Genomic DNA, 25,437 nt, shown 5'->3' with positions numbered 1-25,437 from the left:
CTCTCCGGTACCCCGTGTACTCGATAGCCGGCTTGTGCTGTGCCAGAAAGGGCGCTTCGTGGCCGATTCCGGCGATGCCAACAAGAACACACAGGTTCCCGAGGGGGCTGGTGCCCCCGCCGAGCCCGTTGCCGAGTCTCCCGTTGCCGAGTCCGCTGTGGCTGAGTCCGCTGGGACCGAGTCCCCCGAGGGCGCTCCGTCGTACGACGCCAGCGCGATCACGGTGCTGGAGGGGCTGGACGCGGTCCGGAAGCGACCGGGCATGTACATCGGGTCCACCGGCGAGCGTGGCCTGCACCACCTCGTGTACGAGGTCGTGGACAACTCGGTGGACGAGGCGCTGGCCGGGCACGCGGACACGATCGACGTGACGCTGCTGGCCGACGGCGGCGTGCGCGTGGTGGACAACGGACGCGGCATCCCGGTGGGCATCGTCCCCTCGGAGGGCAAGCCCGCCGTCGAGGTCGTGTTGACCGTGCTGCACGCCGGCGGCAAGTTCGGCGGCGGCGGGTACGCGGTCTCCGGCGGTCTGCACGGCGTGGGCGTCTCGGTGGTCAACGCGCTGTCGCAGAAGGTCGCGGTCGAGGTCTGCACGGACGGTTACCGCTGGACCCAGGACTACAAGCTGGGTGTGCCGACGGCTCCGCTGGCCCGGAACGAGGCGACGGACAAGACCGGGACGACGGTGACGTTCTGGGCGGACGGCGACATCTTCGAGACCACTGACTACTCCTTCGAGACGCTGTCGCGCCGCTTCCAGGAGATGGCGTTCCTCAACAAGGGGCTCACGATCTCGCTGACGGACGAGCGGGCGGCGGCGATCCAGACCGCCGGCGCCGACACGGCCTCGGCCGAGGGCGACGAGCAGCCCCGCACGGTGACGTTCCACTACGAGGGCGGCATCGCGGACTTCGTGCGGCACCTGAACTCCCGCAAGGGCGAGCCGGTGCACCCCTCGGTGATCGAGGTCGACGCCGAGGACCAGGAGCGGAAGATTTCCCTGGAGCTCGCGATGCAGTGGAACGCCCAGTACAGCGAGGGTGTCTACTCGTTCGCGAACACGATCCACACCCACGAGGGCGGCACCCACGAGGAGGGCTTCAGGGCCGCGCTGACCCAGCTGGTCAACCGGTACGCGCGGGACCGGAAGCTGCTGCGTGAGAAGGACGACAACCTCACGGGCGAGGACATCCGCGAGGGACTGACGGCGATCATCTCCGTGAAGCTGGGAGAGCCGCAGTTCGAGGGCCAGACGAAGACGAAGCTGGGGAACACCGAGGCCAAGACCTTCGTCCAGAAGATCGTCTACGAGCGGCTCGCGGACTGGCTCGACCGGAACCCGAACGAGGCGTCCGACATCGTCCGCAAGAGCATCCAGGCGGCCACGGCGCGCGTGGCGGCCCGCAAGGCGCGGGACCTGACCCGCCGCAAGGGCCTGCTGGAGACGGCGTCCCTGCCGGGCAAGCTCAGCGACTGCCAGTCCAACGACGCGGCCAAGTCCGAGATCTTCATCGTGGAGGGCGACTCGGCCGGCGGCAGCGCGAAGGCCGGCCGCGACCCCCAGTACCAGGCGATCCTCCCGATCCGCGGCAAGATCCTGAACGTCGAGAAGGCCCGGATCGACAAGGTCCTGCAGAACGCCGAGGTCCAGGCGCTGATCTCGGCCTTCGGGACCGGGATCCACGAGGACTTCGACATCTCCAGGCTGCGTTACCACAAGATCATCCTCATGGCGGACGCGGACGTCGACGGCCAGCACATCAACACGCTGCTGCTCACGCTCCTGTTCCGCTTCATGCGGCCGCTCGTGGAGGCCGGGCACGTCTTCCTCTCCCAGCCGCCGCTGTACAAGATCAAGTGGGGGCGGGACGACTTCGAGTACGCGTACTCCGACCGGGAGCGGGACAGCCTGATCCAGCTGGGCCGCGAGCGGGGCCGCCGCATCAGGGAGGACTCCATCCAGCGCTTCAAGGGCCTGGGTGAGATGAACGCCGAGGAGCTGCGGGTGACCACCATGGACGTGGCCCACCGGGTGCTGCGCCAGGTGACGCTGGACGACGCGGCCGCCGCTGACGACCTGTTCTCGATCCTGATGGGCGAGGACGTGGAGGCCAGGCGCTCGTTCATCCAGCGGAACGCGAAGGACGTCCGCTTCCTGGACATCTAGCCGCCCGGACGCGGGCCCGCCGCCGCCCCCCGGGCGGCCAGGCGCCGCCGCCCGCGTCCCTCGCCCCCTCCCCCACCCCGCCCGTTCACGAAGGAAGCCGGACCGAAGAACCATGGCCGACGACATCACTCCCCCCGGCGACGACGAGCGCGCCGAGGGCACCCTGCGGATCGAGCCGGTGACGCTCGAGACGGAGATGCAGCGCTCCTATCTCGACTACGCGATGAGCGTCATCGTCTCGCGCGCCCTGCCCGACGTGCGGGATGGCCTGAAGCCCGTCCACCGCCGCGTGCTGTACGCGATGTACGACGGCGGGTACCGCCCCGACCGCGGGTACTACAAGTGCGCCCGCGTCGTCGGCGACGTGATGGGCACGTACCACCCGCACGGCGACACCTCGATCTACGACGCGCTGGTGCGCCTGGCGCAGCCGTGGTCGATGCGGATGCCGCTGGTCGACTCCAACGGCAACTTCGGCTCCCCGGGCAACGACCCGGCGGCGGCGATGCGGTACACGGAGTGCCGCATGGCGCCGCTGGCGATGGAGATGCTGCGGGACATCGACGAGGACACCGTCGACTTCCAGGACAACTACGACGGCAGGAACCAGGAGCCGACGGTCCTGCCGTCCCGCTTCCCGAACCTGCTGATCAACGGCTCGGCCGGCATCGCCGTCGGCATGGCCACGAACATCCCGCCGCACAACCTCCGCGAGGTCGCCGCCGGCGCCCAGTGGTACCTGGAGCACCCGGACGCGACGCCCGAGGAGCTGCTCGCGGCCCTGATCGAGCGCATCAAGGGCCCGGACTTCCCGACGGGCGCGCTGGTGGTGGGCCGCAAGGGCATCGAGGAGGCGTACCGCACGGGCCGCGGCTCGATCACGATGCGCGCGGTGGTGGAGGTCGAGGAGATCCAGGGCCGGCAGTGCCTGGTCGTGACCGAGCTGCCGTACCAGGTCAACCCGGACAACCTGGCCCTGAAGATCGCCGAGCTGGTGAAGGACGGCCGCGTCAGCGGCATCGCCGACGTCCGCGACGAGACCTCCTCCCGCACCGGCCAGCGTCTGGTGATCGTGCTGAAGCGGGACGCCGTCGCGAAGGTCGTCCTGAACAACCTCTACAAGCACACCGACCTCCAGACCAACTTCGGCGCGAACATGCTGGCCCTGGTCGACGGCGTGCCGCGCACCCTCTCCCTGGACGCGTTCATCCGCAGCTGGGTGGCACACCAGGTCGACGTGGTCGTGCGCCGCACCAGGTACCGCCTGCGGAAGGCCGAGGAGCGGGCGCACATCCTGCGCGGCCTGCTGGCGGCACTGGACGCGATCGACGAGGTCATCGCCCTGATCCGCCGCAGCGCCACCGTCGACGTGGCCCGCGAGGGCCTGATCTCGCTGCTCAGCATCGACGAGGTGCAGGCCAACGCGATCCTGGAGATGCAGCTGCGCCGGCTGGCCGCCCTCGAGCGGCAGAAGATCACGGCCGAGCACGACGAGCTCCAGGAGCGGATCGACGAGTACCACGCGATCCTCGCCTCCCCCGTGCGGCAGCGCGGCATCATCAGCGCCGAGCTGGCGGCGATCGTCGAGAAGTTCGGAGAGGACCGGCGCACCGCGCTGATCCCCTACGAGGGCGACATGTCGATCGAGGACCTGATCGCCGAGGAGGACATCGTCGTCACGATCACCCGTGGCGGCTACGTCAAGCGCACCCGCACCGACGACTACCGGGCGCAGAAGCGCGGCGGGAAGGGCGTGCGGGGCACGAAGCTGCGCGAGGACGACATCGTCGACCACTTCTTCGTCTCCACCACGCACCACTGGCTGCTGTTCTTCACCAACAAGGGCCGGGTGTACCGGGCGAAGGCGTACGAGCTGCCCGAGGGCGGCAGGGACGCGCGCGGCCAGCACGTGGCGAACCTGCTGGCCTTCCAGCCCGACGAGCGGATCGCGGAGATCCTCGCGGTGCGGGACTACGAGGCGGCGCCGTACCTGGTGCTGGCCACGAAGTCCGGCCTGGTGAAGAAGACCTCGCTGAAGGACTACGACTCGCCGCGCTCGGGCGGCGTCATCGCGATCAACCTCCGCGAGATGGAGGACGGCCGCGACGACGAGCTGATCGGCGCCGAGCTGGTGCGTCCGGAGGACGACCTGCTGCTGATCAGCCGGAAGGCACAGTCGATCCGCTTCACGGCCACGGACGAGGCGCTGCGGCCGATGGGCCGGGCCACCTCGGGCGTGAAGGGCATGAGCTTCCGCGAGGGCGACGAGCTGCTGTCGATGAACGTGGTGCGCGAGGGCACCTTCGTCTTCACCGCGACGGACGGCGGGTACGCCAAGCGGACCGCGGTCGACGAGTACCGGGTGCAGGGCCGGGGCGGCCTCGGCATCAAGGCGGCGAAGATCGTGGAGGACCGCGGCTCGCTCGTGGGCGCGCTGGTCGTGGAGGGCACGGACGAGATCCTCGCCATCACCCTCGGCGGCGGCGTGATCCGCACCAGGGTCAACGAGGTGCGGGAGACCGGCCGTGACACCATGGGCGTCCAGTTGATCAACCTGGGGAAGCGGGACGCCGTCGTCGGCATCGCCCGCAACGCCGAGGCGGGGCGGGAGGCCGAGGAGGTCGAGGCGGACGCGGAGCCCGGCGGCGACGCGGACGGGGCGGCCGGGTTCGGCGAGGCCCCCGAGGGCGTCGCGGCCCCCGAGGCCGTCGAGTCCTCCGAGGTCAGCGAGGCGGGCGGCTCCGGTGAGGACGGCGACGCCGGTGCCCGTGATGCCGCTGGCGGAGGCGAGGAGTAGCGTGAGCACGGTCCCGGACGAGGCGAGTTGTGGGGTGCCGCGATGACCAGTGCCAGACCTGTGGACCCGTCCGGGCAGACCCCCGGCGCGGCCTACGCGCAGCGCGACGGGCGGTACCACCCGCCGCAGGCGTACCCGGCCCCACCGGGCACGCCGCCGGGCTCCCCTCCGTCGAGCACGCCACCGAGCACCCCGCCGCCGCGCCCCTCGGGTGACGCCGGCGGGCAGCGCCAGCAGTCCGGCTCGGGCGGTGGCGGCCGCACGCGGACGGTGCGCCGCCCGCGCACGGGGGCGAGCACGGTGCCGCGCACCCGCAAGGCGCGGCTGCGGGTCGCGAAGGCCGATCCGTGGTCGGTGATGAAGGTCAGCTTCCTGCTGTCAATCGCGCTGGGCATCTGCACGGTGATCGCGGTGGGCGTGCTGTGGATGGTGATGGACGCCATGGGCGTCTTCTCGACCATCGGCGAGACGATCAGCGAGGCCACGGAGACGGACCAGGAGAGCGGCTTCGACCTGGAGGCGTTCCTGTCGCTGCCGCGGGTGCTGATGTTCACCAGCGTGATCGCCGTCATCGACGTGGTCCTGGCCACGGCACTCGCGACACTCGGGGCCTTCCTGTACAACCTCTCGGCCGGTTTCGTCGGGGGCATAGAGGTCACGCTCGCGGAGGACGAGTAACGGATTTGGGTGCCGGCGCGCGGATGCGCTAGCCTTTCCCCTGCATGCGGGGCTATAGCTCAGATGGTTAGAGCGCATCCCTGATAAGGATGAGGCCACAGGTTCAAGTCCTGTTAGCCCCACTGGCGGCTTCGACGCCCCCGGCCCACGTGGCCGGGGGCGTCTCGCGTGTGTGGGGCGGGTATCATCGGGCGCCAGTGGTCCCATCGGGTTGACGATCCCGCCCGAAAGATCACCGAGATCACGAAGATCACGTCGAACGTCGAAGAAGGACGAGGTAGCGCGGTGAAGAAGCTCCTCCTGGTCGCACTGGCCGTCGTTGGCGGTCTGCTCGTCTACCGCCAGATTCAGGCGGACAAGGCCGAGCAGGACCTGTGGACGGAGGCGACCGACTCCGTGCCGACGACCGGCTCCCCCTCCGCCACGGGCGCCTGACCCGCCCCGATCGCGCGCGGGGAGACGCGCGGGGGGCAGAACCGAACCGTGAAGACGGTGCACGCGGGCCTGCGGGCCCGCGTGCCTTTGTGTCCGGGTGGGTCGGCCTGGGTGGGCCGGCTGGGTGGACCGTCGTGGGTGGGGTGTGGCGCCTCAGCCCTGGTGGGTCTCGTAGTGCTCGACGGCCTCGCGGGTCCGCGCCACACCGTAGACGCGGAGGAACTCGGCGAGCTCCGGGTGGCTGTCGGCCAGCAGCCGCGACGCGCTCTGGATCTCGGTGGCGTCGGAGACCGACCGCAGCAGGGCCTGGATCTCGCGCACGATCCGCTTGCTCGGGTTTGCCGGGACTCCCAGCGAACTGGCGCGCGTGCCCGTCGAGTTGGGGCTGAGGACGTTGCCGCCGGCGCTGCGGCGGATCTCCTCCATGGAGGCGGTCGCCTCGGCGGCGCTGACCCGCCCGGCGCGCACCTCGGCGGCGAGGTCCTGGAGGGAACGGACCCGCTGGACCACCGCCGGGTTCCCGATCTTGGCCCGCTGCCCGCTCATCAGCTGGGACAACATGGGCGCCGAGAGGCCGAGGACGACGGCGAGCCGGGCCTGGTTGAGCCCGAGGTCGGCGATGAGGCGCCGGAACAGCGTCCCCAGGGGTTCCCCGTACCAGGTCGTCTGCTGCTCCCTGGCCTTCTCGGTGGCCTCCTGGTGGCTTACGTCCATCGTCACTCCCCTGGCTTTCCCCTGATTCCCCTGGTGGCTTCGCCTGAGCGAAGCTGCGCGTCATCCTACGGATGCGGAGAGGTCCGCGGCGATACCCGGTCGGAATCCGGCCGGAAGATTGGGTACCCTGGGCGGCGGCCCGCGCGGCGGGCCCCCGGGCCGTTAGCTCAGTTGGTAGAGCGCCGTCTTTGCATGGCGGATGTCAGGAGTTCGACTCTCCTACGGTCCACCTCTCCCCCTCCGCACCACACCTCGCACACGCCTCACGCACACCTCGTCCCCGGGGCGCGCGGGCGCCGGCGTGCCGCCGCGCGCCGACGCAGGATTGGCGTGATGCCACCGCCCCCGAGCGAGCCACAGCCCTCACGACCAGCGGCGACGAGACCCGACGACGCCCAGACGACGTCCGTGCCGCCCACCACAGCGACCGTCGTCGCCGCTCCGGCGGGATGGTTCCCGCCCGCTTCGGGGCACGCTGGGCGTGCGCCCGAACGCCTCCTGGTGTGGATCGGCGCGCGAAGCGAAGGAGATCCCCATGAACGTACCCCCGGGCACGCTCTACGCGCGCTCCACCACCGGCCACATCGACATCCCCCCGGAGCCCGGCCGCGTCGTCCGCTTCGGGCGGAACTTCCCCCAGAACGACCCCGAGGTGCACCTCGCCGTCGGCCCCGACGACCGGCGGGTCAGCCGCCGCCACGGCGAGCTGACCTACCGCGGGCGCACCTGGTGGCTGCGGAACACCGGGCGGCAGCTGCTGCGGATGCCGCGCGGCCTGTACGTCCACAAGTCCACGGACCCCCTTCCGCTCTCCCCCGGCTACACCTGGCTGTACGTGAAGGGCTCCGGGCAGCGCGACCACCTCGTCGAGCTGTACATCACCGACCGGGACCGCTTCCGCCGCCCGGTCTCCGAGCCGCCCGGCGTCGAGACGCTGCCGACCGAGGAGTACGGCCCGCTCGACCCGGACGCGCGGCTCGTCCTGGCCGTCCTCGGCGAGAGCTACCTCCACTACGAACCCGACCCGCGCCCGCGCACCTACCGGGAGGCGGAGGAACTGCTCAGCGACATCGTGCCCGACGGCCGGTGGTCGGCGAAGCGCATCGAACGGAAGGTCACGGCGATCCGGCACCAGGTGCACCGCACGGGCCGTTTCCCGTACCAGATCCTGTGGGAGGAGGGGCTGCCGCGCCCGAAGGACAACTCGCTGCTGCACAACCTGCTGCGCGGCCTCGTCGAGCAGTCCGTCCTCATCCCGCCCGACCTCGCGCTGCTCGACGAGGAGCACGGCGGCGGGCTCGGCGAGGGGCACGGTGGGTTCGGCGAGGGGTTCCTCGGGTGAATTGACGTTCCTCCGGTGAGGATTGCGCGCAACGCGCTGCGCGTCCGTTCCCTCACGCAGTATGTTCGGCGCACGAACACGGGGTGACGGAGGGGATACTCGTGGAAGCCGGGGACGAACTCGTCGGCAGGTACGGCCGGTACCAGCTCCTCAGGACCATCGGCGAGGGACGCTGCGGCCCCGTCTGGCTCGCCCACGAGACGCGGCACGGCAGGGACGTGGTGCTCAAGCCGACCCCCGACCTCGGCGGCGAGGCCCGCGCCGTCGCCGGGCTCGACCATCCCCACGTCGTCACCTTCTTCCACGAGGAGGAGATCGCGGGCGCCGACTGGCTGGTGCTGGAGTACGTGCGCGGCGGGAGCCTCGCCGACCGGCCGCCGATGACGCCGCGTCAGGCGGCGCGGCTGGGGGCGCAGATCGCCGACGCGTTGACGCGGCTGCACGCCGCCGGCCTGGTCCACTGCGACGTCAAGCCCGCGAACATCGGCCTGACCGAACGCGGCGACGCGAAGCTGCTCGACTTCGGTGCCGCCTTCCGCATGGAGTTCCGCCACTCCATGGAGCGGAACGGGCCCATCAGCTTCACCGTCGACTACGCGGCGCCCGAGCTGGTCCGTGGGCACCCGCCGGGGCCGGCGGCGGACGTCTTCTGCCTCGGGGCGACGCTCCACGCGCTGGTCACGGGATCGCCGCCGCGTGACGAGCCGCGGCGGGATGACGCGGACGACGCGGACGACGCGGACGACGCGGAGGACGGGGAGGGCACGGAGGGCGCGGACGACGCGGACGACGCGGAGGACGGGGAGGGCACGGAGGGCGCGGACGACGGCGAGGAGTGGGGCGAGGGGGACGCGGAGGAGGAGAGGCGGTACCGGTTCTGGAAGGCGGAGCAGGGCGTCGTCCACATCGACGCCGAGGGCGTCGGGCCGCTGCGCGAGGTGCTCACGGCCATGCTGAGCCCGCGGCCGAAGGAGCGGCCCGACGCCGCCACCGCCAGGGCGCTCCTTCAGGCCGTCGCCGACCCGGACGCGGCGCTCGTGCCCGCGCCGGGAGGCGGTGCGGTTCCCGGCGCTGACGCCGCTTCTGTCCCTGGTTCCGGTCTCGGCGCTGGCTCCGGTGCTGGTGGCGAGGCCGATCGGGCTTCCGGCCCGGCCGCCGTGCGGGAGGAGGCCACGCCTTCCCGGCGCGCCTCGGGGACCCGGCGTGTGGTCGTGACGGCGGCCCTCGCCCTGGCGGTCGTGCTCGCGACGGGCACGGTCGCGGCGTTCGCCGGCATCCCGCCGTTCGACGACGCGACCTCGGGGCCGCGGACGGAGCCGGGGCCGGAGCCAGGGCCGACGGACGACGCGGGCGGGGCGGGGACCGACGGCGAGCCGCCGCCCGTGCTCGGGGACCCGAGGACGGCCGACCCCTGCTCCCTGATCGAGGGCGCGCCCCTCGGACGCTTCGGCGCGACCCTCGTCGACCCCGCGTACGCGGGCTTCGAGCGCTGCGACATGCTCGTCGAGCCCGACGACGACGCCACCGTGGACGTCGAGGTGCTCTTCGACGAGGACCCGCTTCCCGAGAACGCGCCCACCCGTCGCGTCGGCGCGGTGGACGTCGTCGAGCTCCCGGGCGAGGCGGAGGACTGCACGCGGATCCTGTCGCTGCCCGACGACCCCGCCACCGTCGTCGTCATCGCCGACTACCACGACGAGACGGGCACGATGCCGCTGTGCGCCATCGCCGACGCCGCCGCCGAGCACGCCGCCACCGTCGTCGACACGGCCCACGCCGAGGGGCGCGAGCTGCCGCGCCGCACCTTCCCCGACACCTCGCTGGCGCGCCGCGACGCCTGCGGCCTGGTGCGCAGCGGCACGCTGGCCGACGTCCTCCCCGCCGTCGACCTCGACGACCTGGAGGTCGGCTTCGGCCGCTGGGACTGCGAGTGGCACAGCACGAGCGAGGACCTGATGGCGGAGGTCGACTTCGACCGGGGCACCCCGTTGGACGGCGGCGACGGCACGCCGACGGTCCTGGGCGGCCGGGACGCCTTCGTGACGCCGGGGGCCGAGGGCCCCGACAGCTGTCTGGTGCGGGTGGAGCACCGGTCCTTCACCGAGCGGAACGGGGAGAGCAAGGTCGAGATGCTGGTGGTGACCGTCGTCGGGGAGCAGCGGTCGCCGGAGCGCCTGTGTGAGATGGCGAGCGTTCTCGCCGCCGAGGCGGCCGTCGCGGCGTCGGCGTAGCCCGGGCGGAACGGCGCGGCCGGCGGGCCCGCGGCGCGGCCGGCATGCGGCGCCGCACGGTCCTCCGGGAGGGGTCACGGAGCGAGCGGGGACAGTGGGAGCAGCCGAGGAGAAGGGAACCCTCTGATGTCCAGTCAGTACCGACGCCCACACGAGAGTCTGGCCCGTCTCGCCGGCCGCGAGGAGTCCCTGCCGCCCGGCACGCTCCGGATCAGGTCCCTCTCCGGGGGCGTGCGCGTGCCTCCGAGGCCGGGCCGGGTGGTGCGCTTCGGGCGCGGGGGGACACCCCGCACGGACTTCGTTCCGGTCGGCGGGGAGGACCAGGAGGTCAGCCGGGTCCACGGCACGGTCACCTACCAGGCAGGCAGCCGTGGCTGGTGGCTGCGGAACACCGGCCAGCAGCTGCTGCGGCTCGCCGGCGGTCACATGATGCACACCACGACGGGGCCGTTCCCGCTGGCCGCCGGGTACACGCCGGTCTTCGTGCGGGGCACCGGGTACCGGGAGCACCTGGTCGAGCTGTACGTCACGGACTACGAGCACACCGGGCCGCGAACGCGGCAGGAGGCGCCCACGGTGCCGCCGAAGCGGTGGGCGTTGGAGGAGGAGGAACGGCTGGTCCTGATCGTCCTCGGGCAGGACTACATCCGGTACCGGCCGGGCGCCCGCCCGCTGGTCTACCGGCGGGTGGTGGAGCAGCTGAACATGCTGCGGGCGGAGGGCGAACGGAAGTGGACGAAGCGGCGGGTGGAGGAGGTGGTGGGCGGGGTGCGTCGGCGGCTCCACGCCAGCGGGCGGCTCTCGGTGGACCTCGTGCACGACCGGGAGAGCGGCCAGGCGTGCGACAGCACCCTGATGCACAACCTCCTGACGGAGATGGTCAACTCCACGACCCTCGTCCCGCCGGACCTTGAGGAGCTGGAGCGGAAGCTGGACCTGTGAGCGGGCCGCCGGTCCTCACGGGGGGGAACCGGCCGTCACGGGGAACCGACGTCACGGGGTGAAGGTGATGACCACCGCCTCGCCGCCGTCGATGACGTCGAAGGCGATCGTGACGCCGTTGAGCACGCAGGAGGCCGACGCCGTGCCGCCGCAGGAGAGCGCGATGCCGGGGCCCGTCGCCTGGAGGCCGACGGAGTCGGGTCCGAGCTCCGTGACGGTGACCAGCGTGATGCCGTGGGTGCCGTCGGCGGGGATCTCGGTGCCCTCGGTGGCGGTGGTCTCGCAGTCGAGGTCGAGGCAGTCGTCGAGCTCGTCGCCGCCGGAGGGCCCGGGGTTCGCGGGATTCTCGGGGTTCGCAGGGTTCGCGGGGTTCTCGGAGTCGGGCGTCTCGTCGGGCGAGGGCGGGGACGGTTCCCGCTCCTCCTCCTCTTCCTCCTCCCCCTCCTCCGGGCGTTCGGCCTGCTCCGTCGACTCCGCGGGTGCCGTGGGTGTCGTCGGTGCCGTCTGCTCCGAGCCCGTCTGCCCGGCCGCGCCCCCGGTGTCGTTCTCCGAGCCGCAGCTCGCCAGCAGACCGAGCAGGAGCGCGACGGCCGCCCCCGACACCACCGGCCGCTTCCGCTTCGTCCGCGTCATCTGCGTCATCTGCGTCATGCCCGGACCGTAGCGCCACGCCGTCGGGAGGGCTCCCGCGCCGCTCCTACTCCGTGCCCGCGCGCAGCTCCCGGGGTGGAGTGCGCTGCTCGTCGACCGGCTCGACGCGGTCGAGCTCGCCCCAGACGATGTAGCGGTGCTGGGAGGTGAGGATGGGGGTGCAGGTGGTGAGCGTGATGTAGTTGCCGGGCTCGGTGCGTCCGGACTCCTCCGGGACGTCGGCGAGTACCTCGGTGTTGTACTTCGAGGTCTCCGGGAGGATGGCGTAGGTGCGGTAGACGTACCAGTTGTTCCGCGTCTCGAAGACGATCGGGTCGCCCTCCTCGATGCGGTGGATGTTGTGGAACTTGGCGCCGTGGCCGTCGCGGTGGGCGGCGAGCGAGAAGTTGCCCTCGTCGTCCCAGGGCATGGCCGACTCGACGGGGTTGTCGTAGTACCCGGCGACACCGCCGTTGAGCGTGTCGAGGTCGACGCCCTCCTTCACGAGGATGTCGTCGCCCGTCATCGTCGGCACGTGGAGGAAGCCGATGCCGTCCTCCGGGTCGAAGACCGGGGGCTGGGTGGTGTCGTCGCCGTCGTCCCCGCCGGTCTCCCACGCCTCGCGGACGGCGGAGCTGTCCCGGCTGGCCTGCTGGTTGGCGATGATGTTCGTCCACCAGAGGGAGTAGACGACGAACAGCGCCATCAGGACGCCGCACGTGATCATCACCTCGCCGACGACCCCGACGACGGCGGCGAGCCGGCGCCGCCTGCGGACGCTGCGCGTGCGGCGGGCGCGCGCCAGGGGTGAGCCGGCCGTCGCGGGGGGCTGACTCTCGTCGTCCTCCGCGACGTTCCGCTCTTCCGACTCGGCCTGGCCGTCGGCCTGTTCGTCGGCCTGTTCGTCAGTGCGGTCGTCGGTGTCGTTGTCGGTGTCGTTGTCGGTCCGGTCGGGCTCCTCGCCCAGGTCCGGACGTTCCCGCTCGGATTCGGCCTCGTCCCGCTCCCGCTCCCCGCTCCGGTGCTCGTCCTCGGCCGCGGCCTCGCCACTCGTCTGCTCCTGCACCCCCGTGTCCTCCGCTCTCGTGCTCAGCCGACCAGGGCGTCCGGCAACCCGTCCTGACGCGGGCGCTCCTCGACCATCTCTCCCCAGACAATAAGACGGTACGTGGAGGTGAACTCCGGCGTGCAGGTGGTGAGTGTGATGTACCGCCCGGGATCGGTGAAACCGCCCTGGGTCGGGACGGGATCGAGCACCTCGACGTTGGACGGCGAGGTCGAGTCCAGGCGGCTGGTCATCGCGTACGTGTAGTAGGCGTCCGCCGTCTCGATGACGATCGGGTCGCCCGGCTCCAGCCTGTTGATGTAGCGGAACGGCTCGCCGTGGGTGTTGCGGTGGCCGGCGAGGCCGACGTTGCCCTCCTCGTCCCACGGCATCGCGGTGGGCAGGCCGTCCTCCTCCGCGTAGTGGCCGACCATGCCGTTGTTCAGCACGGAGTCCTCGTCGGTGGTCTCGGCGATGGGGACGACGACGTCGAGGGTCGGCATGTACAGCACGGCGAAGCCCTCGCCGGGGGAGAACGCGCCGGGGTCGCGCGCGGGGTCGCCCTGTCCGTTCCCGGAGGAGTCCCACTCCTGCTGGAGCTCCTCGCGCTCGCGGTTGGCGTGCGCCCGGGCCTCGTAGTTCGTCCACCAGAGCTGGTAGACGACGAAGAGCATCAGCAGGACGCCGGTCGTGATGAAGAGCTCGCCGATGACGTTGCTGAGGGCGGTGCCCGTCTGGCGGGCGGCCTTGGCCGCCGCCTTCGCCGCCTTGCGGCGGGCGGCGCGACCGGCGCCGGGGGGCGGCTCGGCTGCGGCGGCGGGTGCGGAGCCGGCCGCACGGCGGGAGGCGGAACGGGACGCGGCGCGGGAGCCGGCGGGCGGCCGGGAGTCGGTGGCCGTGGCGGTCGGGGAGGCGGGGCCGCGCGTGGCGCGGCGGCGGCCGCCCCGGGCGCTGGCGGCGGCGGCCGCCGCGGCGGCGGCTCTGCGGCGGGCGGCTCGGCCGCCGACGGCTGACGTGGAGTCGGACGTGTCGGCCGTGGACGCGGACGTGGACGTTGAGGTGGACGTGGACCCCGGTTCGGTCCCGTCGTCGGCCTCGGTGTCGGCGTCGGCCCCGGCTCGGGATTCGCCGCCGGTGTCGAAGGCCTCGGACGTGTCGGAGGCGGAGGGGTCCCAGGTGTCGGGCGGCCCCTCGGGGCGGCGCAGTCCTATGGTCTCGCCGTCGGCGTCCCGGCGGGGTGGCGGCTCGGGAACGTGGAGGCCGACGGTCTCCGGGTCGTGCTGGGGTTCGAGAACGGCGTATCCGGCGGCCTCGGGGGCGGTGACCGCGGCCCCGTACTCGTCGTAGTCCCCGTACTCTCCGCCGTACGCGCCGCCGTGGTCGGTGGCCTCGGGGTACGGGTCGGGGGCGGCGGCGGTCGTCCGCTGACCAGGGAGGGGGTCGGTGAGGGGGTCGTTCAGGGACTGGACGGTGGCCTCGAAGGAGGCGCCGCCACCGCCTGGGTCGGCCTGCTCGGGGTAGCCGTGGGCGTAGCCCGGGTCGCCGTACGAGGCGTCTCCGTAGGAGGCGTCGCCGTAGGAGGGGTCGCCGTAGGAGGGGTCGCCGTAGGAGGGGTCGCGGTACGAGGCGTCTCCGTACGAGGCGCCGCTGAAGGGGTCGGCGTAGGGCGCCTCGCCGTAGGAGTGGGAGGGGTCGCCGTAGGAGGGATCACCGTCGGACGTCCACCCCCGTTCCGCGTCGTCCGGCGGGTACCCTCTGGTCACGCCGCCGGCTCCCGGTGGCCGACGCGGCCCACCACCGGTGCGAGCCCGTGCGAGCGGGCGACCGCGCCGGGGTCGCCGCAGTCGGCGAGCCAGTTGGCCAGCATGCGGTGGCCTCCCTGGGTGAGCACCGACTCGGGGTGGAACTGCACGCCCTCGACCGGCAGTTCGCGGTGGCGCAGACCCATGATGACGCCCCGGCCCGTGGTGCGGGCGGTGACGTCGAACTCCTCGGGCACGGTGCCCTCGGCGACGGCGAGGGAGTGGTACCGGGTGACGGTCAGCGGGCTGGGCAGCCCGGCGAAGACGCCCTCGCCGCTGTGGGCCACCTCGGAGGTCTTGCCGTGCAGCAGCTCGGGCGCTCGGCCGACGACGCCGCCGTACGCGACGGCCATGGCCTGGAGGCCGAGGCAGACACCGAAGACGGGCGTGCGGGTGGCGGCGCAGTGGCGCACCATGTCGATGCAGACGCCGGCCTGCTCGGGGGTGCCGGGGCCGGGGGAGAGCAGGACGCCCGCGTAGTCCCCCTCGGCGACGTGCCGGGTGGTGACGGCGTCGTTGCGCAGCACCTCACAGGTGGCCCCGAGCTGGTAGAGGTACTGGACGAGGTTGTAGACGAAGCTGTCGTAGTTGTCGACGACAAGGATGCGCGGCGCGGCGTCGGAGTGGCTCTGGCTCATGGGTAACGGCAACCTCGTCTTCGCTCATTCCTCGACGGGCACGTCGTTGAACGGCAGGATCGGCTCGGCCCAGGGGAAGATGTACTGGAAGAGCAGGAAGACCACGCCGATCACGAGACCTGCGGAGATCAGCGACCGCACCAGGGTGTTGCCCGGCAGGTGGCGCCAGATCCAGCCGTACATGGCTCGCGTTCCCCTCCTTCGCTGCCGCCGTGCCGCCCCCGCGGATGCCTACGGGTGCGCCCGTGGGTGACGGACCCAAGCGTACGTCGCTGGGGCGAAACTGGCATGGGGCTCACGGTTGTGGCCCGCGGTGCCGCCCCTGGGCTGCTTTATTGGGTCCGGACGCACTACGCTAACGGACGATCCCCCCGCTACGCGTAGGACGTAGGAGTACCTCTCGTGCCGAAGTCCCGGATCAGGAAGAAGAAGTCGGACAGCTACGCTCCACCGGAACGGCAGGCCACCAAGATCGACATGAGGGCCGGCCGCCGATGGGTGGCTCCGCTCATGTTGGCGATGTTCGTGATCGGACTCGCCTGGATCGTCGTGTTCTACGTGACTCAGGGAGATCTTCCCGTCGAGGCTCTGGGGAACTGGAACATCGTGGTGGGCTTCGGCTTCATCGCGGTGGGCTTTGTCGTCTCGACCCAGTGGAAGTGACGGAGGTCACGTAGCGCGATGGGTTATCCACAGCTGGACGGATAGTCCGATGAAAGGTGTGGATAACTCTCGGGTGAACTCCCGCCCGCGCAGCGCGTCTGGCATGTTCTGGACAGCCTCTGACCTGCGATGATAGTCGCCAGCTCACCCCGAAAGGTCACCCAGGGTGGCCGTGCACAAGATCCGCCCGGGGCTGTGGAAAACTTTTCGATCCCAGAGCCGCCGCCCGTCGCAGTCGCGCTGCGCGGTCGCCGGAGCTCCACGGGCGGAGGTGCCACGCGAGTCGGAGGTGCCGCCCGCGTCAGGGGTGCCGGCGGTCACAGGAGCTGCGCCGTGCGGACCAGACAGGCGACGAGGATCACCAGCAGCACGACGGCGCACGCCGCGACCTGGACGAGGGTGCGGCGCCTGGCCGGCGCGTGGACCATCGCGTACGCGATGGCGGTGCCGGCGACGAGACCGCCGATGTGGCCCTCCCAGGAGATGTTGCTCCAGGCGAAGGTGATGACGAGGTTGATGCCGAGGAGGACGGCGACCGGCCGCATGTCCTGGTTGAGGCGGCGCATCAGGACGGCCGTGGCCCCGAAGAGCCCGAAGATGGCGCCCGAGGCGCCGAGCGCCGGCTGGTTCTGGGCGGCGAGGACGTACTCGAGGGTACTGCCCGCCAGGCCCGAGATGAGGTAGAGCGCCACGTACCGGGTGCGGCCGAGAACGCCTTCGAGGGGGCGGCCGAGGAACCACAGCGCCAGCATGTTCAGGGCTATGTGCCAGATCTCCTGGTGGAGGAAGGCCGACGTCAGCAGCCGCCACCACTCGCCGGCCGCGACACCGGTCCACGTGCCCGTGAGCGGGTCCCAGGCATACCCGATCATGTCGAAGTCGGTGACGAAACGGTCGCCGCCGATCAGGGCGGCGAGGAAGACGACCGCGTTGATGCCGAGGATGACCGTGGTGACGAGGGCGGTGTCCGAGGTGACCGTCGCGCCCGCGATGGTGCGGGGCTGGGCCGCGCGCACCGCGCGGACGGTGGCCGCCCCGTGGACGCACTCGGGGCACTGGTGGCCGACGGGGGCGGCGATCATGCAGGAGGGGCAGATGGGCCGCTCGCAGCGGGAGCAGCCCACGGCGGTGGTGCGGTCGGGGTGGCGATAGCAGGTGGCCACGCCCGGCTCCGGCGTCGGGTGACCGTGCTGCTGCGTCATCGCGATCGCGTTCCTTCACTCGGCGGGTGGGCTCGGGTCCGTCCTGTGCCGTGTCGCCCTGGTGATCCTACGGCCGGCCGGCCCGATTGGTTCCCCGCCGCCGGGTGGCGGGGGGCGCGTGCAGGTCAGAAGGATGCGGGGACGGGCGGTGCCGTAGGTTGGCACGCGCGGCGGAATCGAATCCGCCTTCGAGGCCCCCGGACCGCGTGAGGACTCCCCCGTGCAGACCAACGACATCAGGGAACCCCACGCCGGGACGGACGGGGCCCGCGACGGCTCCCGGTGGCTGGCCGCCGCCCTCGGGCTCTTCGTGTCGGTCAAGGTGCTCGGCGTCCTCGTGCTCGCGCTGTGGTGCGCCGGGACGGGCGCGGACCCCTGGGTGCTCCTCTCGGAACGCTGGGACTCCCTGTGGTACGTGCGCGTGGCCGAGGACGGCTACGACGTGACCGTGCGGGCCGAGGACGGCCGGCAGCTCTCCAGCATGGCGTTCTTCCCGCTCTATCCCTGGTTAGAGTCCGCTCTCTCGGCCCTGACGCCGCTCGGTCCGCCGCGCGCGGGCCTGGTGATCAGCGCCGTCGCGTCGGTCCTCGCGGCGTGGGGGATCTTCCGGGTGGCCACGGCGCTCCACAGCGAGGCGACCGGCTTCGTCGCCGTCGCTCTCTGGGCCGCGCTCCCCGTCAGCGTCGTCCAGTCCATGGCGTACAGCGAGTCCCTGTTCGTCGCGCTGGCCGCCTGGGGGCTGTACTGCGTCCTGACCCGACGGTGGCTCGCGGCGGGCGTGCTGGCCGCGCTCGCCGGACTGACGCGGCCCGTGGGCCTCGCCGTGGCCGCGGCGCTGCTGGTCACCGTGGGCGTCGCGTGGCTGGGGTCGCGCCGGACGCCGGACGGCGAGCCCGCCCCCGGGCCGCGGGCGCTGCTCGGCTGCGTGGTCGCGCCGCTGGGCGCCGCCTGCTACGTGCTCTGGGTCGGCGCCCAGCGCGGGCGTCTGCTGGGTTACCTCGACGTCCAGGACGAGTGGGGGAACGGCTTCGACGGGGGCTGGGCGTTCTCGCGCTCCGTGGCCGACGGGATGGGGGCGCCGGCGGTGCTGGGCGGCCTACTGGTCTGGGCCGCGGTCCTCGGCCTGGTGGTGTGGGTCCACCTCGTCGGCCTGCGGCGGTTCCCCCATCCGGCGCCGTGGGTGTACTCGGCGGTCGTCACGCTGCTCGCCGTCGGCGCGTCGGGGTACTTCGGGTCCAAGCCGCGCCTTCTCCTCCCGGCGTTCCCGCTGCTCCTGCCCCTGGCGCTGCTGCTGGTGCGGCGGCGGCGCGGCGTGCTCGGGGCCGTCCTCGTGGCGATGGCGGCGGCCTCGGCCGTCTACGGGGCCTTCTGGCTCAACGGGTCCGGGCCGCCCTGATCCGAGGGAGGCGCGCGGCGTCCGGGGCGGTGTCCGCGTGGAGCGTCGGCCTCAGGCGTTCCGGGTCTCGATGGTGACGGTCTCTATCACCACGTCGTGGACCGGGCGGTCGGTGCGGCTGTCCGTGGGGGTGTCGGCGATGTCGTCCACGACCTGCTGGCTGGCGAGGCTGCTGACCTCGCCGAAGATGGTGTGCTTGCCGGTCAGCCACGTCGTGGGGGCCACGGTGATGAAGAACTGCGAACCGTTGGTGCCGGTCTGCCGCGGTCCGGGCCCGGCGTTGGCCATGGCCAGCAGGTAGGGCCGGGTGAAGGCCAGGTCCTCGTGGATCTCGTCCTCGAACTGGTATCCGGGCCCGCCGGTGCCGTTGCCCAGGGGGTCGCCGCCCTGGATCATGAACCCGCTGATCACCTGGTGGAAGATCGTGCCGTCGTAGAGCGGGGCCGTGGACTTCCTGCCGGTCTCCGGGTCGGTCCACTCGCGGCTGCCGTCGGCGAGTCCGACGAAGTTGCTCACGGTCCTGGGCGCCTCGTCGGGGAAGAGCCGGAGTTCGATGTCGCCGCGGTTGGTCCTGAGGGTGGCGTAGAGCCGCTCTGCCACGATCTGCCTTCCGTCTCTGCCGCTGGTCCGCGATGGGTCGTCCGCGGGTCGTTCGCTCCCCCCGACCGTTGATCCTGCCACGAGACCGCGACACGCCCACCTCCCTGGCGCGCGTTTTTGTCAGCCGAACCAGACATAACAGGCATGATTTATGCACGAGTAGATAAGACGTATAGACAGTGCGAATCATGATCAAGGAGGCGAGAACTGTGGGCTGTGGATCGAACCGAGGCCGTGGGCAGTGGGTGCGAGGCGAGCGCCAGGGCAACGGCGGCACGACGAGGATGCGGCGCGCCGCCGCCGTCGTGGTGCCGGGCGCGGTGACCGCGGGCACCGGAGCGGTGCGCCAGGCCAGGCGCGCCGGGGCGTACGTGGGCCCGCGCGCCGCGCGGGCGGTGCGCGCCGCCCGCACCGGCTACGGCGAGCAGGTGGCCCCCCGGCTGGAGGCGGCCAGGGCCGCCGCGGGACCGGTGAGCCGCGAGGCCAGGGCCAGGTCCGAGGTGGCGGTGGTGGCGCTGCGTGGCGCGATCACGCCGCGGGAGGCACGGCTGGTGATCCGGGGCAGGGAGCGGCGGCGGAGGATCGTGCGCGTGGCGCGGCGGCTCGGCGTGGCGGGCCTGGTGGCCGCCTGCGCGTTCGCCGGCTGGAAGTGGTGGGAGCGGCAGTCGAGCCCGGAGTGGCTGGTGGAGCCCTCGCCGGCCACGGAGGTGCCGCCCGCCGAGCTGGCGGAGGAGGCCGCCCAGGCCGAGGCGGAGACGCAGACGATGGAGGACATGGAGCGCGTGGAGCAGGCCGAGGACATGCGCGGGGAGACCGAGGCGGAAGCGGAAGCGGAAGCGGAACGGCGGCGGAAGGCGGGCTGAGCCCGCTCCCCGCCGCCGCTGGGTTCGCGTCCGTGGTCGCGTTCCGGTGACGCCTCCGGCCGGTCAGTCCATGCCGAAGATCGTCCCGGTGTCACCGCCGGTGCCACCGCCCGGGTCGCCCGTGCCGCCGCCGGGATCGCCGGTCGCGCCGCCGAGCGCGCTGGCCTCGATGCAGTACACGTTGACCGTGGAGCCCTCGTCGACGGCGGTGCCGGCGGGCGGGTCGGTGCGCTCGACGATCACCGTGCCGGAGGGCTGGCTGCACTGGAGCACCGGGGTGAGGCCGGCCTGGATCAGCGCGGCCTCGGCGGCCTCGTAGTACGGCTGGTTGGTGACGTCGGGAATCGTGACCTGGGCCGGCTCCGTCGGCTCCGAGGGCACCGCGTAGGTCAGCTGGATGGTGCTGCCGGGCGGCTGGACGGTGCCCGCGTCCGGGTTCTGGTCGATGACCTCGTTCTCCGCACGCGAGTCGTCCGTCTGTTGGACGGCGGTCACGATGAAGCCCGCGTCCTCCAGCAGGGCCTGCGCGTCGGCCAGCTGCGAGCCGACCACGTCCGGCACCGTCTCGCCCTCGGGCTCGACGGCCACGGTGAGCGTGATGGTGGCGCCGGGCGCGGCGTCCTCACCGCCGCCGGGGTCCTGCTCCAGGACCGTGCCGGCCTCCTCCGAGTCGCTCTCCTGCTCCTCGCGCTCGACCTCGAAGCCCGCGTCCTCCAGGGTGGCCTCGGCGTCCTCGACGCTCTCGCCCACGACGTCGGGCACCTCGACGGCCTCGGGGCCGGCGGACATGGTGAGCTCGACGGTGTCGCCGCGCGATATGTCCTCGCCGGCGGCGGGGTTCGTCTCGCAGACCAGCCCCTCCTCGACGTCGTCGCAGGTGCGGCTCTCGCCCTCCACGACCTCGAAGCCGCCGTTGGTGCCCTGTCTCTGGGCCTCCTCCAGCGTCATGCCGCGCATCTCGGGGACCTCGATCGTGCTCTCCGGCGGGTCGCCCCCGAAGAGGGCGCGGCCGACGAAGACCGCGCCGACGAGAACGAGGATGGCGGCGAGCACCAGCAGGATCGTGGAGGTGTGACTGCGGCGCTGGCGCCGGTCGGCGCGGCCGTTGTACCCGTAGTCGTCGTCGTATCCGTCGCGCCCGTAGTTCGGGTCGTTGGCCGGCGAGAGCATCTGGGTCTGGGCGTCGGTGGGACGCAGCGCCGTGGTCGGCCGGTCGTCGTAGCCGTAGGCGGCGGCCCCCATGCCGGCGGCGGCCGCCACCGGCTGGCCGTCGAGGAACGCCTCGATGTCGGCGCGCATCTCGTCGGCGGTCTGGTACCGGTAGTCCGGGTCCTTGACCAGGGCTTTCAGGACGATGGCGTCGATGTCGGAGGTGAGCTCCGGGTCGTAGACGCTGGGGGGCTGCGGCTCCTCCCGGACGTGCTGGTAGGCGACGGCGACGGGGGAGTCGCCGACGAACGGGGGGCGCAGGGTGAGCAGCTCGTAGATGAGGCAGCCCGTGGAGTAGAGGTCGGAGCGCGCGTCGACGGTCTCGCCCTTGGCCTGTTCGGGGGAGAGGTACTGGGCGGTGCCGATCACGGCGGCCGTCTGCGTCATGGTCATGCCCGCGTCCCCCATGGCGCGGGCGATGCCGAAGTCCATCACCTTGACCTGGCCGCCGCGGGTGAGCATGACGTTCGCGGGCTTGATGTCGCGGTGGACGATGCCGTTGCGGTGGGAGTACTCCAGGGCCTGGAGGATGCCGACGCACATCTCCAGGGCGCGCTCGGGAAGCAGCTTGCGGCCGGAGTGCAGCAGTTCACGGAGGGTGGAGCCGTCGACGTACTCCATGACGATGTAGGGGATGGAGATGCCGTCGACGTAGTCCTCGCCGGTGTCGTAGACGGCGACGATGGCGGGGTGGTTCAGGGAGGCGGCCGACTGGGCCTCGCGGCGGAACCTGGCCTGGAACGTGGGGTCGCGGGCCAGGTCGGCCCGGAGGGTCTTGACGGCGACGGTGCGGCCGAGGCGCGTGTCATGGGCGAGGTAGACCTCGGCCATCCCCCCGCGGCCCAGCACCTGGCCGAGTTCGTACCGCCCGCCGAGGCGACGCGGCTCTTCCATGCTTCCAGCCCTCTCCGTTTGGTCCCGGACCGCACCCCCTGGCGGCCCGGCCGGGGCTCGCGAGCCCTGGGCTACCGTACCTGTCGAGCGTGGGAGTGCCGGCCACAGGTGGGCGGCCGATATCCAACCGGTATTCGCGCCGGACCCGGTCTGGCCAGGTGGCGGCGCTGGTGTGTGTGACGTGTGTTCGTGGGGACCGGTTCGGCCGGTCGGGGTGAACGGCGCGTTACGTTGCTCACGTGGCGTCGCTCCGAGACGGCGGGGCCGGCGTCAGTTCTGGCTGTTCAGCACCGCCTCCATCACCGACTTGGCGATGGGCCCGGCGAGGAGGCCGCCGCCGATCTCGTCGCGGTCCTCCGAGCCGTTCTCCACGACGACGGCCACCGCGACCGGGGAGCCCTCACCGTCCTCGGGGATCGCGTACGAGGTGAACCACGCGTAGGGCAGCTCCTCGTTGTTCTCGCCGTGCTGGGCGGTGCCCGTCTTGCCGCCGACCCGGACGCCGTCGATCTGCGCGCTGGTGCCGGTGCCCTCCTCGACGACGGTCTCCATGGCGTCCTGGAGGGCCTGGGCGTTCTCCGGCGACAGGGGCGTGGACATCTCGCGGGGCTCGTGCCGCTCGATGACGTCGAGGTTCGGGGCGACGAGCTGGTCGACCATGTACGGCTCCATCAGCACGCCGTCGTTGGCGATGGCGGCGGAGAACATCGCGACCTGGAGCGGGGTGGCGCGGTTGGACGCCTGGCCGATGCCGGCCTGGGCGTTCTGCGGGCGGACGTCCTCGGGGTAGGAGCTCTGCTCGACGCGGACCGGGATGTCGAGCGCCTCCTCGTGGTACCCGAAGTCCTCCGCCGTGTCCTGCATCGCCTCGGCGCCGACGTCGTCGGCGAGGCGGGCGAAGACCGAGTTGCACGACCACTGGAGGCCCACGCGCAGGGAGGCGTTCTCGCAGGGGGCGGTGGGGATCGGGTTCGGGATCTCCAGGCCCGTGGTCTCCGGGAGCACGTACGGCACGGGCGTCTCGGTCTCCTGGTCCACGTCGTCGACCAGGCCGTTCTCCAGCGCGGCGGCGGCGGTGACGAGCTTGAACGTGGAGCCGGGGGGATACGTCTCACGCAGCGCGCGGTTCAGCATGGGCTCGTCGGGGTCGTCGAGCAGGGCGTTCCACGCCTCCGCGTCCTCGGCGCCGTACCCGGCGAAGCTGGAGGGGTCGTAGGAGGGGAACGAGGCGAGGGCGAGGACGGCGCCGGTGCGGGGGTCGATGGCGGCGACGGCGCCCTTCGCGTCGCCCGGCAGGTTCTCCAGGCCCTCGTAGGCGGCGCGCTGGGCGTCGGCGTTCAGGGTGGTGACGACGTTGCCGCCGCGCTGGTCCTCGCCGGTCAGCATGTCGATGGTGTTGTTGAAGAAGAGGCGGTCGTCGTCCCCGGTGAGGACGTCGTCCTCGACGCCCTCCAGCAGGTTGGCGCCGAAGGCCTGCGAGGAGTACCCGGTGACCGGGGCCCACATCTCGCCGTCGGTCCAGGTGCGCTCGTACCGGAAGTCCGGGTCGTCGGTCTCGACGGAGCCGGTGATCGGCTCGCCGTCGACGATGATGTTGCCGCGTGGGTGGGAGTACCGCTCGATGGCGACGCGGCGGTTGTTCTCGTCGGTCTGGAGTTCGTCGGCCTGGACGAACTGCACCCAGTTGACGCGCAGAAGCAGGGCGAGGATGAGCAGGCCGCAGAAGATCGCGACCCGACGCATGGGCTTGTTCATACGCGGACCACCTGGGTCTCGGCGGCGTCCAGGGAGGTCGCCGGGGTGGGTGCGGGCTTGCGGGCGGTGTCGCTGATGCGCAGCAGCAGGGCGACCAGCGCCCAGTTGGCGATCACGGAGGAGCCGCCCTGGGCGAGGAAGGGGATCGTCATGCCCGTGAGGGGGATCAGCCCGGTGACGCCGCCGGTGACGATGAAGACCTGGAGCGCGAAGACGCCGGTGAGGCCGATGGCCAGCAGCTTCCCGAACGGGTCGCGGGTGGCCAGGGCGGTGCGCAGGCCGCGCTCGATGAGGAGGCCGTAGAGGAGGATGACGGCCATCATCCCGACGAGCCCGAGCTCCTCGCCGACGGTGGCCAGGATGTAGTCGCTCTTGGGGGCGATGCCGCCGATGAGGCGGGAGTACCCCTGGCCGAGGCCGGAGCCGAGGAGGCCGCCGGCGCCGAAGGAGTACATCACCTGGGCGGTCTCGGTGACACCGTCGTTCGCGCCGAGGGCCAGCGGGTTGAGCCAGTTGTCGACGCGGTCACCGACGTGGGCGTTGGTGGAGGCGACGAAGACGGCGCCCGAGGCGGACAGCAGGAGGCCGAAGATGATCCAGCTGGTGCGCTCGGTGGCGACGTAGAGCATCACCACGAAGATGCCGAAGAACAGCAGCGAGGTGCCGAGGTCCGTCTCGAAGATCAGGATGATCAGGCTCATGGCCCAGACCATGAGGATGGGCCCGAGGTCCCGGCCGCGCGGCCAGTACAGGCCGGCGAAGCGGCGGCTGGCCAGCGCGAGCGCGTCCCGCTTGACCATGAGGTACCCGGCGAAGAAGACCGCGATCACGATCTTGGCGAACTCGCCCGGCTGGAGCGAGCCCACGCCGGGGATGTCGAGCCAGATGCGGGCGCCGTTGATCTCCTGGCCGAGGGGGGTCATCGGGGAGACCAGCAGCAGCAGCGCCACGACCATCGAGATGTACGTGTACCGCTGGAGGATGCGGTGGTCCTTGAGGAAGACGAGGACGCCGAGGAAGAGGGCGACGCCGATCGTGGACCAGATCAGCTGGTCCGTGGCGGCGGGGCCCCCGAGCTCGGGCGTGGTGATCGTCGGCTCCTGGTCGAGCCGCCAGATGAGGACGAGGCCCAGGCCGTTCAGCAGGGTGGCGATGGGCAGCATCAGCGGGTCGGCGTACGGCGCGAAGCGGCGCACGACGAGGTGGGCGACGCCCGCCATGAGGCCCATGCCCAGCCCGTACCCGAGCATGCCGGCGGGGAGCTCCTCGTCCCGGGCGAGGCCCACGTTGGCGTAGGCCAGCACGGGGACGAGGACGGCGAAGACGAGCAGGGCGAGCTCGGTGTTGCGACGGCTCGGGAGGCCGCCGGTGGAGACGGTGGTGTTGCCGGTCGGGGCGCTCATGGGCTCGTGCTCGTCGTCTGCTGTCGGGTCA

21 protein-coding genes and 2 tRNA genes are annotated in these 25,437 nt (G+C 72.0%); 12 read left to right on the top strand and 11 right to left on the bottom strand.

Annotation, left to right across the window (positions count from 1 at the left end; all coding sequences use genetic code 11):
* Positions 1–34: 34 nt before the first annotated feature.
* From gyrB to ACTWP5_RS01890, 5 genes are all read left to right on the top strand, one after another.
* Positions 35–2,167 (top strand): DNA topoisomerase (ATP-hydrolyzing) subunit B, encoded by a 2,133-nt coding sequence (gene gyrB / locus ACTWP5_RS01910; protein ID WP_443218863.1) that lies wholly within the window; start codon positions 35–37, stop codon positions 2,165–2,167.
* A gap of 112 nt (positions 2,168–2,279) precedes the next feature.
* The gene (gene gyrA / locus ACTWP5_RS01905) at positions 2,280–4,964 is read left to right on the top strand and encodes a DNA gyrase subunit A (protein ID WP_443218862.1); all 2,685 of its coding nucleotides are present in this window, start codon (positions 2,280–2,282) and stop codon (positions 4,962–4,964) included.
* Between the two features lie 42 nt (positions 4,965–5,006).
* A complete protein-coding gene (locus ACTWP5_RS01900; protein WP_443218861.1) occupies positions 5,007–5,642 on the top strand; it encodes a DUF3566 domain-containing protein in 636 nt (211 codons plus the stop codon).
* 48 nt (positions 5,643–5,690) lie between these two features.
* Positions 5,691–5,764 (top strand) — tRNA-Ile (locus ACTWP5_RS01895).
* A gap of 163 nt (positions 5,765–5,927) precedes the next feature.
* Positions 5,928–6,077, top strand: a complete 150-nt coding sequence (locus ACTWP5_RS01890; protein ID WP_443218860.1) for a DLW-39 family protein — start codon at positions 5,928–5,930, stop codon at positions 6,075–6,077.
* A gap of 153 nt (positions 6,078–6,230) precedes the next feature.
* Here the strand turns inward: ACTWP5_RS01890 and ACTWP5_RS01885 are convergent, their stop codons facing one another.
* Entirely contained in the window at positions 6,231–6,791 is a 561-nt protein-coding gene (locus ACTWP5_RS01885) for a helix-turn-helix domain-containing protein (protein ID WP_443218933.1), read from the bottom strand.
* A 156-nt stretch (positions 6,792–6,947) separates the two neighbouring features.
* On the opposite strand from ACTWP5_RS01885, the gene ACTWP5_RS01880 reads away from it, so the two are divergent.
* From ACTWP5_RS01880 to ACTWP5_RS01865, 4 genes are all read left to right on the top strand, one after another.
* Positions 6,948–7,020, top strand: a tRNA-Ala gene (locus tag ACTWP5_RS01880).
* Positions 7,021–7,326: 306 nt separating this feature from the next.
* On the top strand, positions 7,327–8,133 hold the full coding sequence (locus ACTWP5_RS01875; RefSeq protein WP_443218859.1) for an FHA domain-containing protein: 807 nt from the start codon (positions 7,327–7,329) through the stop codon (positions 8,131–8,133).
* 83 nt (positions 8,134–8,216) lie between these two features.
* A complete protein-coding gene (locus ACTWP5_RS01870) occupies positions 8,217–10,364 on the top strand; it encodes a protein kinase domain-containing protein (RefSeq protein WP_443218858.1) in 2,148 nt (715 codons plus the stop codon).
* Between the two features lie 126 nt (positions 10,365–10,490).
* Positions 10,491–11,306, top strand: coding sequence for an FHA domain-containing protein (locus tag ACTWP5_RS01865; RefSeq protein ID WP_443218857.1), 816 nt, complete (start codon positions 10,491–10,493; stop codon positions 11,304–11,306).
* Positions 11,307–11,357: 51 nt separating this feature from the next.
* On the opposite strand, the gene ACTWP5_RS01860 is transcribed toward ACTWP5_RS01865, so the two are convergent.
* The 5 genes from ACTWP5_RS01860 to ACTWP5_RS01840 form a co-directional block, all read right to left on the bottom strand.
* Positions 11,358–11,957 carry a hypothetical protein gene (locus ACTWP5_RS01860; protein ID WP_443218856.1) on the bottom strand — a complete coding sequence of 200 codons (600 nt, stop codon included), beginning with the start codon at positions 11,955–11,957 and terminating at the stop codon, positions 11,358–11,360.
* 46 nt (positions 11,958–12,003) lie between these two features.
* A complete protein-coding gene (locus ACTWP5_RS01855) occupies positions 12,004–12,663 on the bottom strand; it encodes a class E sortase (protein ID WP_443218932.1) in 660 nt (219 codons plus the stop codon).
* A 362-nt stretch (positions 12,664–13,025) separates the two neighbouring features.
* On the bottom strand, positions 13,026–14,744 hold the full coding sequence (locus ACTWP5_RS01850) for a class E sortase (protein WP_443218855.1): 1,719 nt from the start codon (positions 14,742–14,744) through the stop codon (positions 13,026–13,028).
* Entirely contained in the window at positions 14,741–15,421 is a 681-nt protein-coding gene (locus ACTWP5_RS01845) for an aminodeoxychorismate/anthranilate synthase component II (RefSeq protein ID WP_443218854.1), read from the bottom strand. The genes ACTWP5_RS01850 and ACTWP5_RS01845 overlap by 4 nt, the downstream gene beginning before the upstream one ends.
* Before the next feature lie 24 nt (positions 15,422–15,445).
* A complete protein-coding gene (locus tag ACTWP5_RS01840) occupies positions 15,446–15,604 on the bottom strand; it encodes a hypothetical protein (RefSeq protein ID WP_443218853.1) in 159 nt (52 codons plus the stop codon).
* Between the two features lie 219 nt (positions 15,605–15,823).
* On the opposite strand from ACTWP5_RS01840, the gene crgA reads away from it, so the two are divergent.
* The gene (gene crgA / locus ACTWP5_RS01835) at positions 15,824–16,084 is read left to right on the top strand and encodes a cell division protein CrgA (RefSeq protein ID WP_443218852.1); all 261 of its coding nucleotides are present in this window, start codon (positions 15,824–15,826) and stop codon (positions 16,082–16,084) included.
* Between the two features lie 317 nt (positions 16,085–16,401).
* Here crgA and ACTWP5_RS01830 read toward each other — a convergent pair whose 3' ends face one another.
* Positions 16,402–17,286, bottom strand: coding sequence for a rhomboid family intramembrane serine protease (locus ACTWP5_RS01830; protein ID WP_443218851.1), 885 nt, complete (start codon positions 17,284–17,286; stop codon positions 16,402–16,404).
* Between the two features lie 220 nt (positions 17,287–17,506).
* On the opposite strand from ACTWP5_RS01830, the gene ACTWP5_RS01825 reads away from it, so the two are divergent.
* Positions 17,507–18,682, top strand: a complete 1,176-nt coding sequence (locus ACTWP5_RS01825; RefSeq protein ID WP_443218850.1) for a glycosyltransferase family 39 protein — start codon at positions 17,507–17,509, stop codon at positions 18,680–18,682.
* Positions 18,683–18,733: 51 nt separating this feature from the next.
* Here ACTWP5_RS01825 and ACTWP5_RS01820 read toward each other — a convergent pair whose 3' ends face one another.
* Positions 18,734–19,282, bottom strand: coding sequence for a peptidylprolyl isomerase (locus ACTWP5_RS01820; protein ID WP_443218849.1), 549 nt, complete (start codon positions 19,280–19,282; stop codon positions 18,734–18,736).
* 209 nt (positions 19,283–19,491) lie between these two features.
* On the opposite strand from ACTWP5_RS01820, the gene ACTWP5_RS01815 reads away from it, so the two are divergent.
* A complete protein-coding gene (locus tag ACTWP5_RS01815; protein WP_443218848.1) occupies positions 19,492–20,145 on the top strand; it encodes a DUF5324 family protein in 654 nt (217 codons plus the stop codon).
* Positions 20,146–20,208: 63 nt separating this feature from the next.
* Here ACTWP5_RS01815 and pknB read toward each other — a convergent pair whose 3' ends face one another.
* The 3 genes from pknB to ACTWP5_RS01800 form a co-directional block, all read right to left on the bottom strand.
* On the bottom strand, positions 20,209–22,248 hold the full coding sequence (gene pknB / locus ACTWP5_RS01810; RefSeq protein ID WP_443218847.1) for a Stk1 family PASTA domain-containing Ser/Thr kinase: 2,040 nt from the start codon (positions 22,246–22,248) through the stop codon (positions 20,209–20,211).
* 270 nt (positions 22,249–22,518) lie between these two features.
* A complete protein-coding gene (locus ACTWP5_RS01805) occupies positions 22,519–24,003 on the bottom strand; it encodes a peptidoglycan D,D-transpeptidase FtsI family protein (protein ID WP_443218846.1) in 1,485 nt (494 codons plus the stop codon).
* Complete coding sequence (locus ACTWP5_RS01800; RefSeq protein WP_443218845.1) at positions 24,000–25,406, bottom strand: FtsW/RodA/SpoVE family cell cycle protein; 1,407 nt, start codon at positions 25,404–25,406, stop codon at positions 24,000–24,002. Before ACTWP5_RS01800 ends, ACTWP5_RS01805 begins: the two co-directional genes overlap by 4 nt.
* Positions 25,407–25,437: the final 31 nt, after the last annotated feature.

The organism is Streptomyces sp. 4N509B, assembly GCF_052245655.1.
GTDB lineage: Bacteria > Actinomycetota > Actinomycetes > Streptomycetales > Streptomycetaceae > Streptomyces.
The sequence above is the reverse complement of the archived record's forward strand: the minus strand, read 5'-3'. Positions and strand labels throughout refer to the sequence as shown.

What these genes read in the sequence shown, in the direction of transcription:
- ACTWP5_RS01800 (WP_443218845.1), bottom strand. Translation starts at nt 25,406, where the DNA reads ATGAGCGCCCCGACCGGCAACACCACCGTCTCCACCGGCGGCCTCCCG.
- ACTWP5_RS01865 (WP_443218857.1), top strand. Translation starts at nt 10,491, where the DNA reads ATGTCCAGTCAGTACCGACGCCCACACGAGAGTCTGGCCCGTCTCGCC.
- ACTWP5_RS01855 (WP_443218932.1), bottom strand. Translation starts at nt 12,663, where the DNA reads ATGATCACGTGCGGCGTCCTGATGGCGCTGTTCGTCGTCTACTCCCTC.
- ACTWP5_RS01830 (WP_443218851.1), bottom strand. Translation starts at nt 17,286, where the DNA reads ATGACGCAGCAGCACGGTCACCCGACGCCGGAGCCGGGCGTGGCCACC.
- ACTWP5_RS01845 (WP_443218854.1), bottom strand. Translation starts at nt 15,421, where the DNA reads ATGAGCCAGAGCCACTCCGACGCCGCGCCGCGCATCCTTGTCGTCGAC.
- ACTWP5_RS01875 (WP_443218859.1), top strand. Translation starts at nt 7,327, where the DNA reads ATGAACGTACCCCCGGGCACGCTCTACGCGCGCTCCACCACCGGCCAC.
- ACTWP5_RS01885 (WP_443218933.1), bottom strand. Translation starts at nt 6,791, where the DNA reads ATGGACGTAAGCCACCAGGAGGCCACCGAGAAGGCCAGGGAGCAGCAG.
- pknB (WP_443218847.1), bottom strand. Translation starts at nt 22,248, where the DNA reads ATGGAAGAGCCGCGTCGCCTCGGCGGGCGGTACGAACTCGGCCAGGTG.
- ACTWP5_RS01860 (WP_443218856.1), bottom strand. Translation starts at nt 11,957, where the DNA reads ATGACGCAGATGACGCAGATGACGCGGACGAAGCGGAAGCGGCCGGTG.
- ACTWP5_RS01900 (WP_443218861.1), top strand. Translation starts at nt 5,007, where the DNA reads ATGACCAGTGCCAGACCTGTGGACCCGTCCGGGCAGACCCCCGGCGCG.
- ACTWP5_RS01840 (WP_443218853.1), bottom strand. Translation starts at nt 15,604, where the DNA reads ATGTACGGCTGGATCTGGCGCCACCTGCCGGGCAACACCCTGGTGCGG.
- ACTWP5_RS01805 (WP_443218846.1), bottom strand. Translation starts at nt 24,003, where the DNA reads ATGAACAAGCCCATGCGTCGGGTCGCGATCTTCTGCGGCCTGCTCATC.
- gyrA (WP_443218862.1), top strand. Translation starts at nt 2,280, where the DNA reads ATGGCCGACGACATCACTCCCCCCGGCGACGACGAGCGCGCCGAGGGC.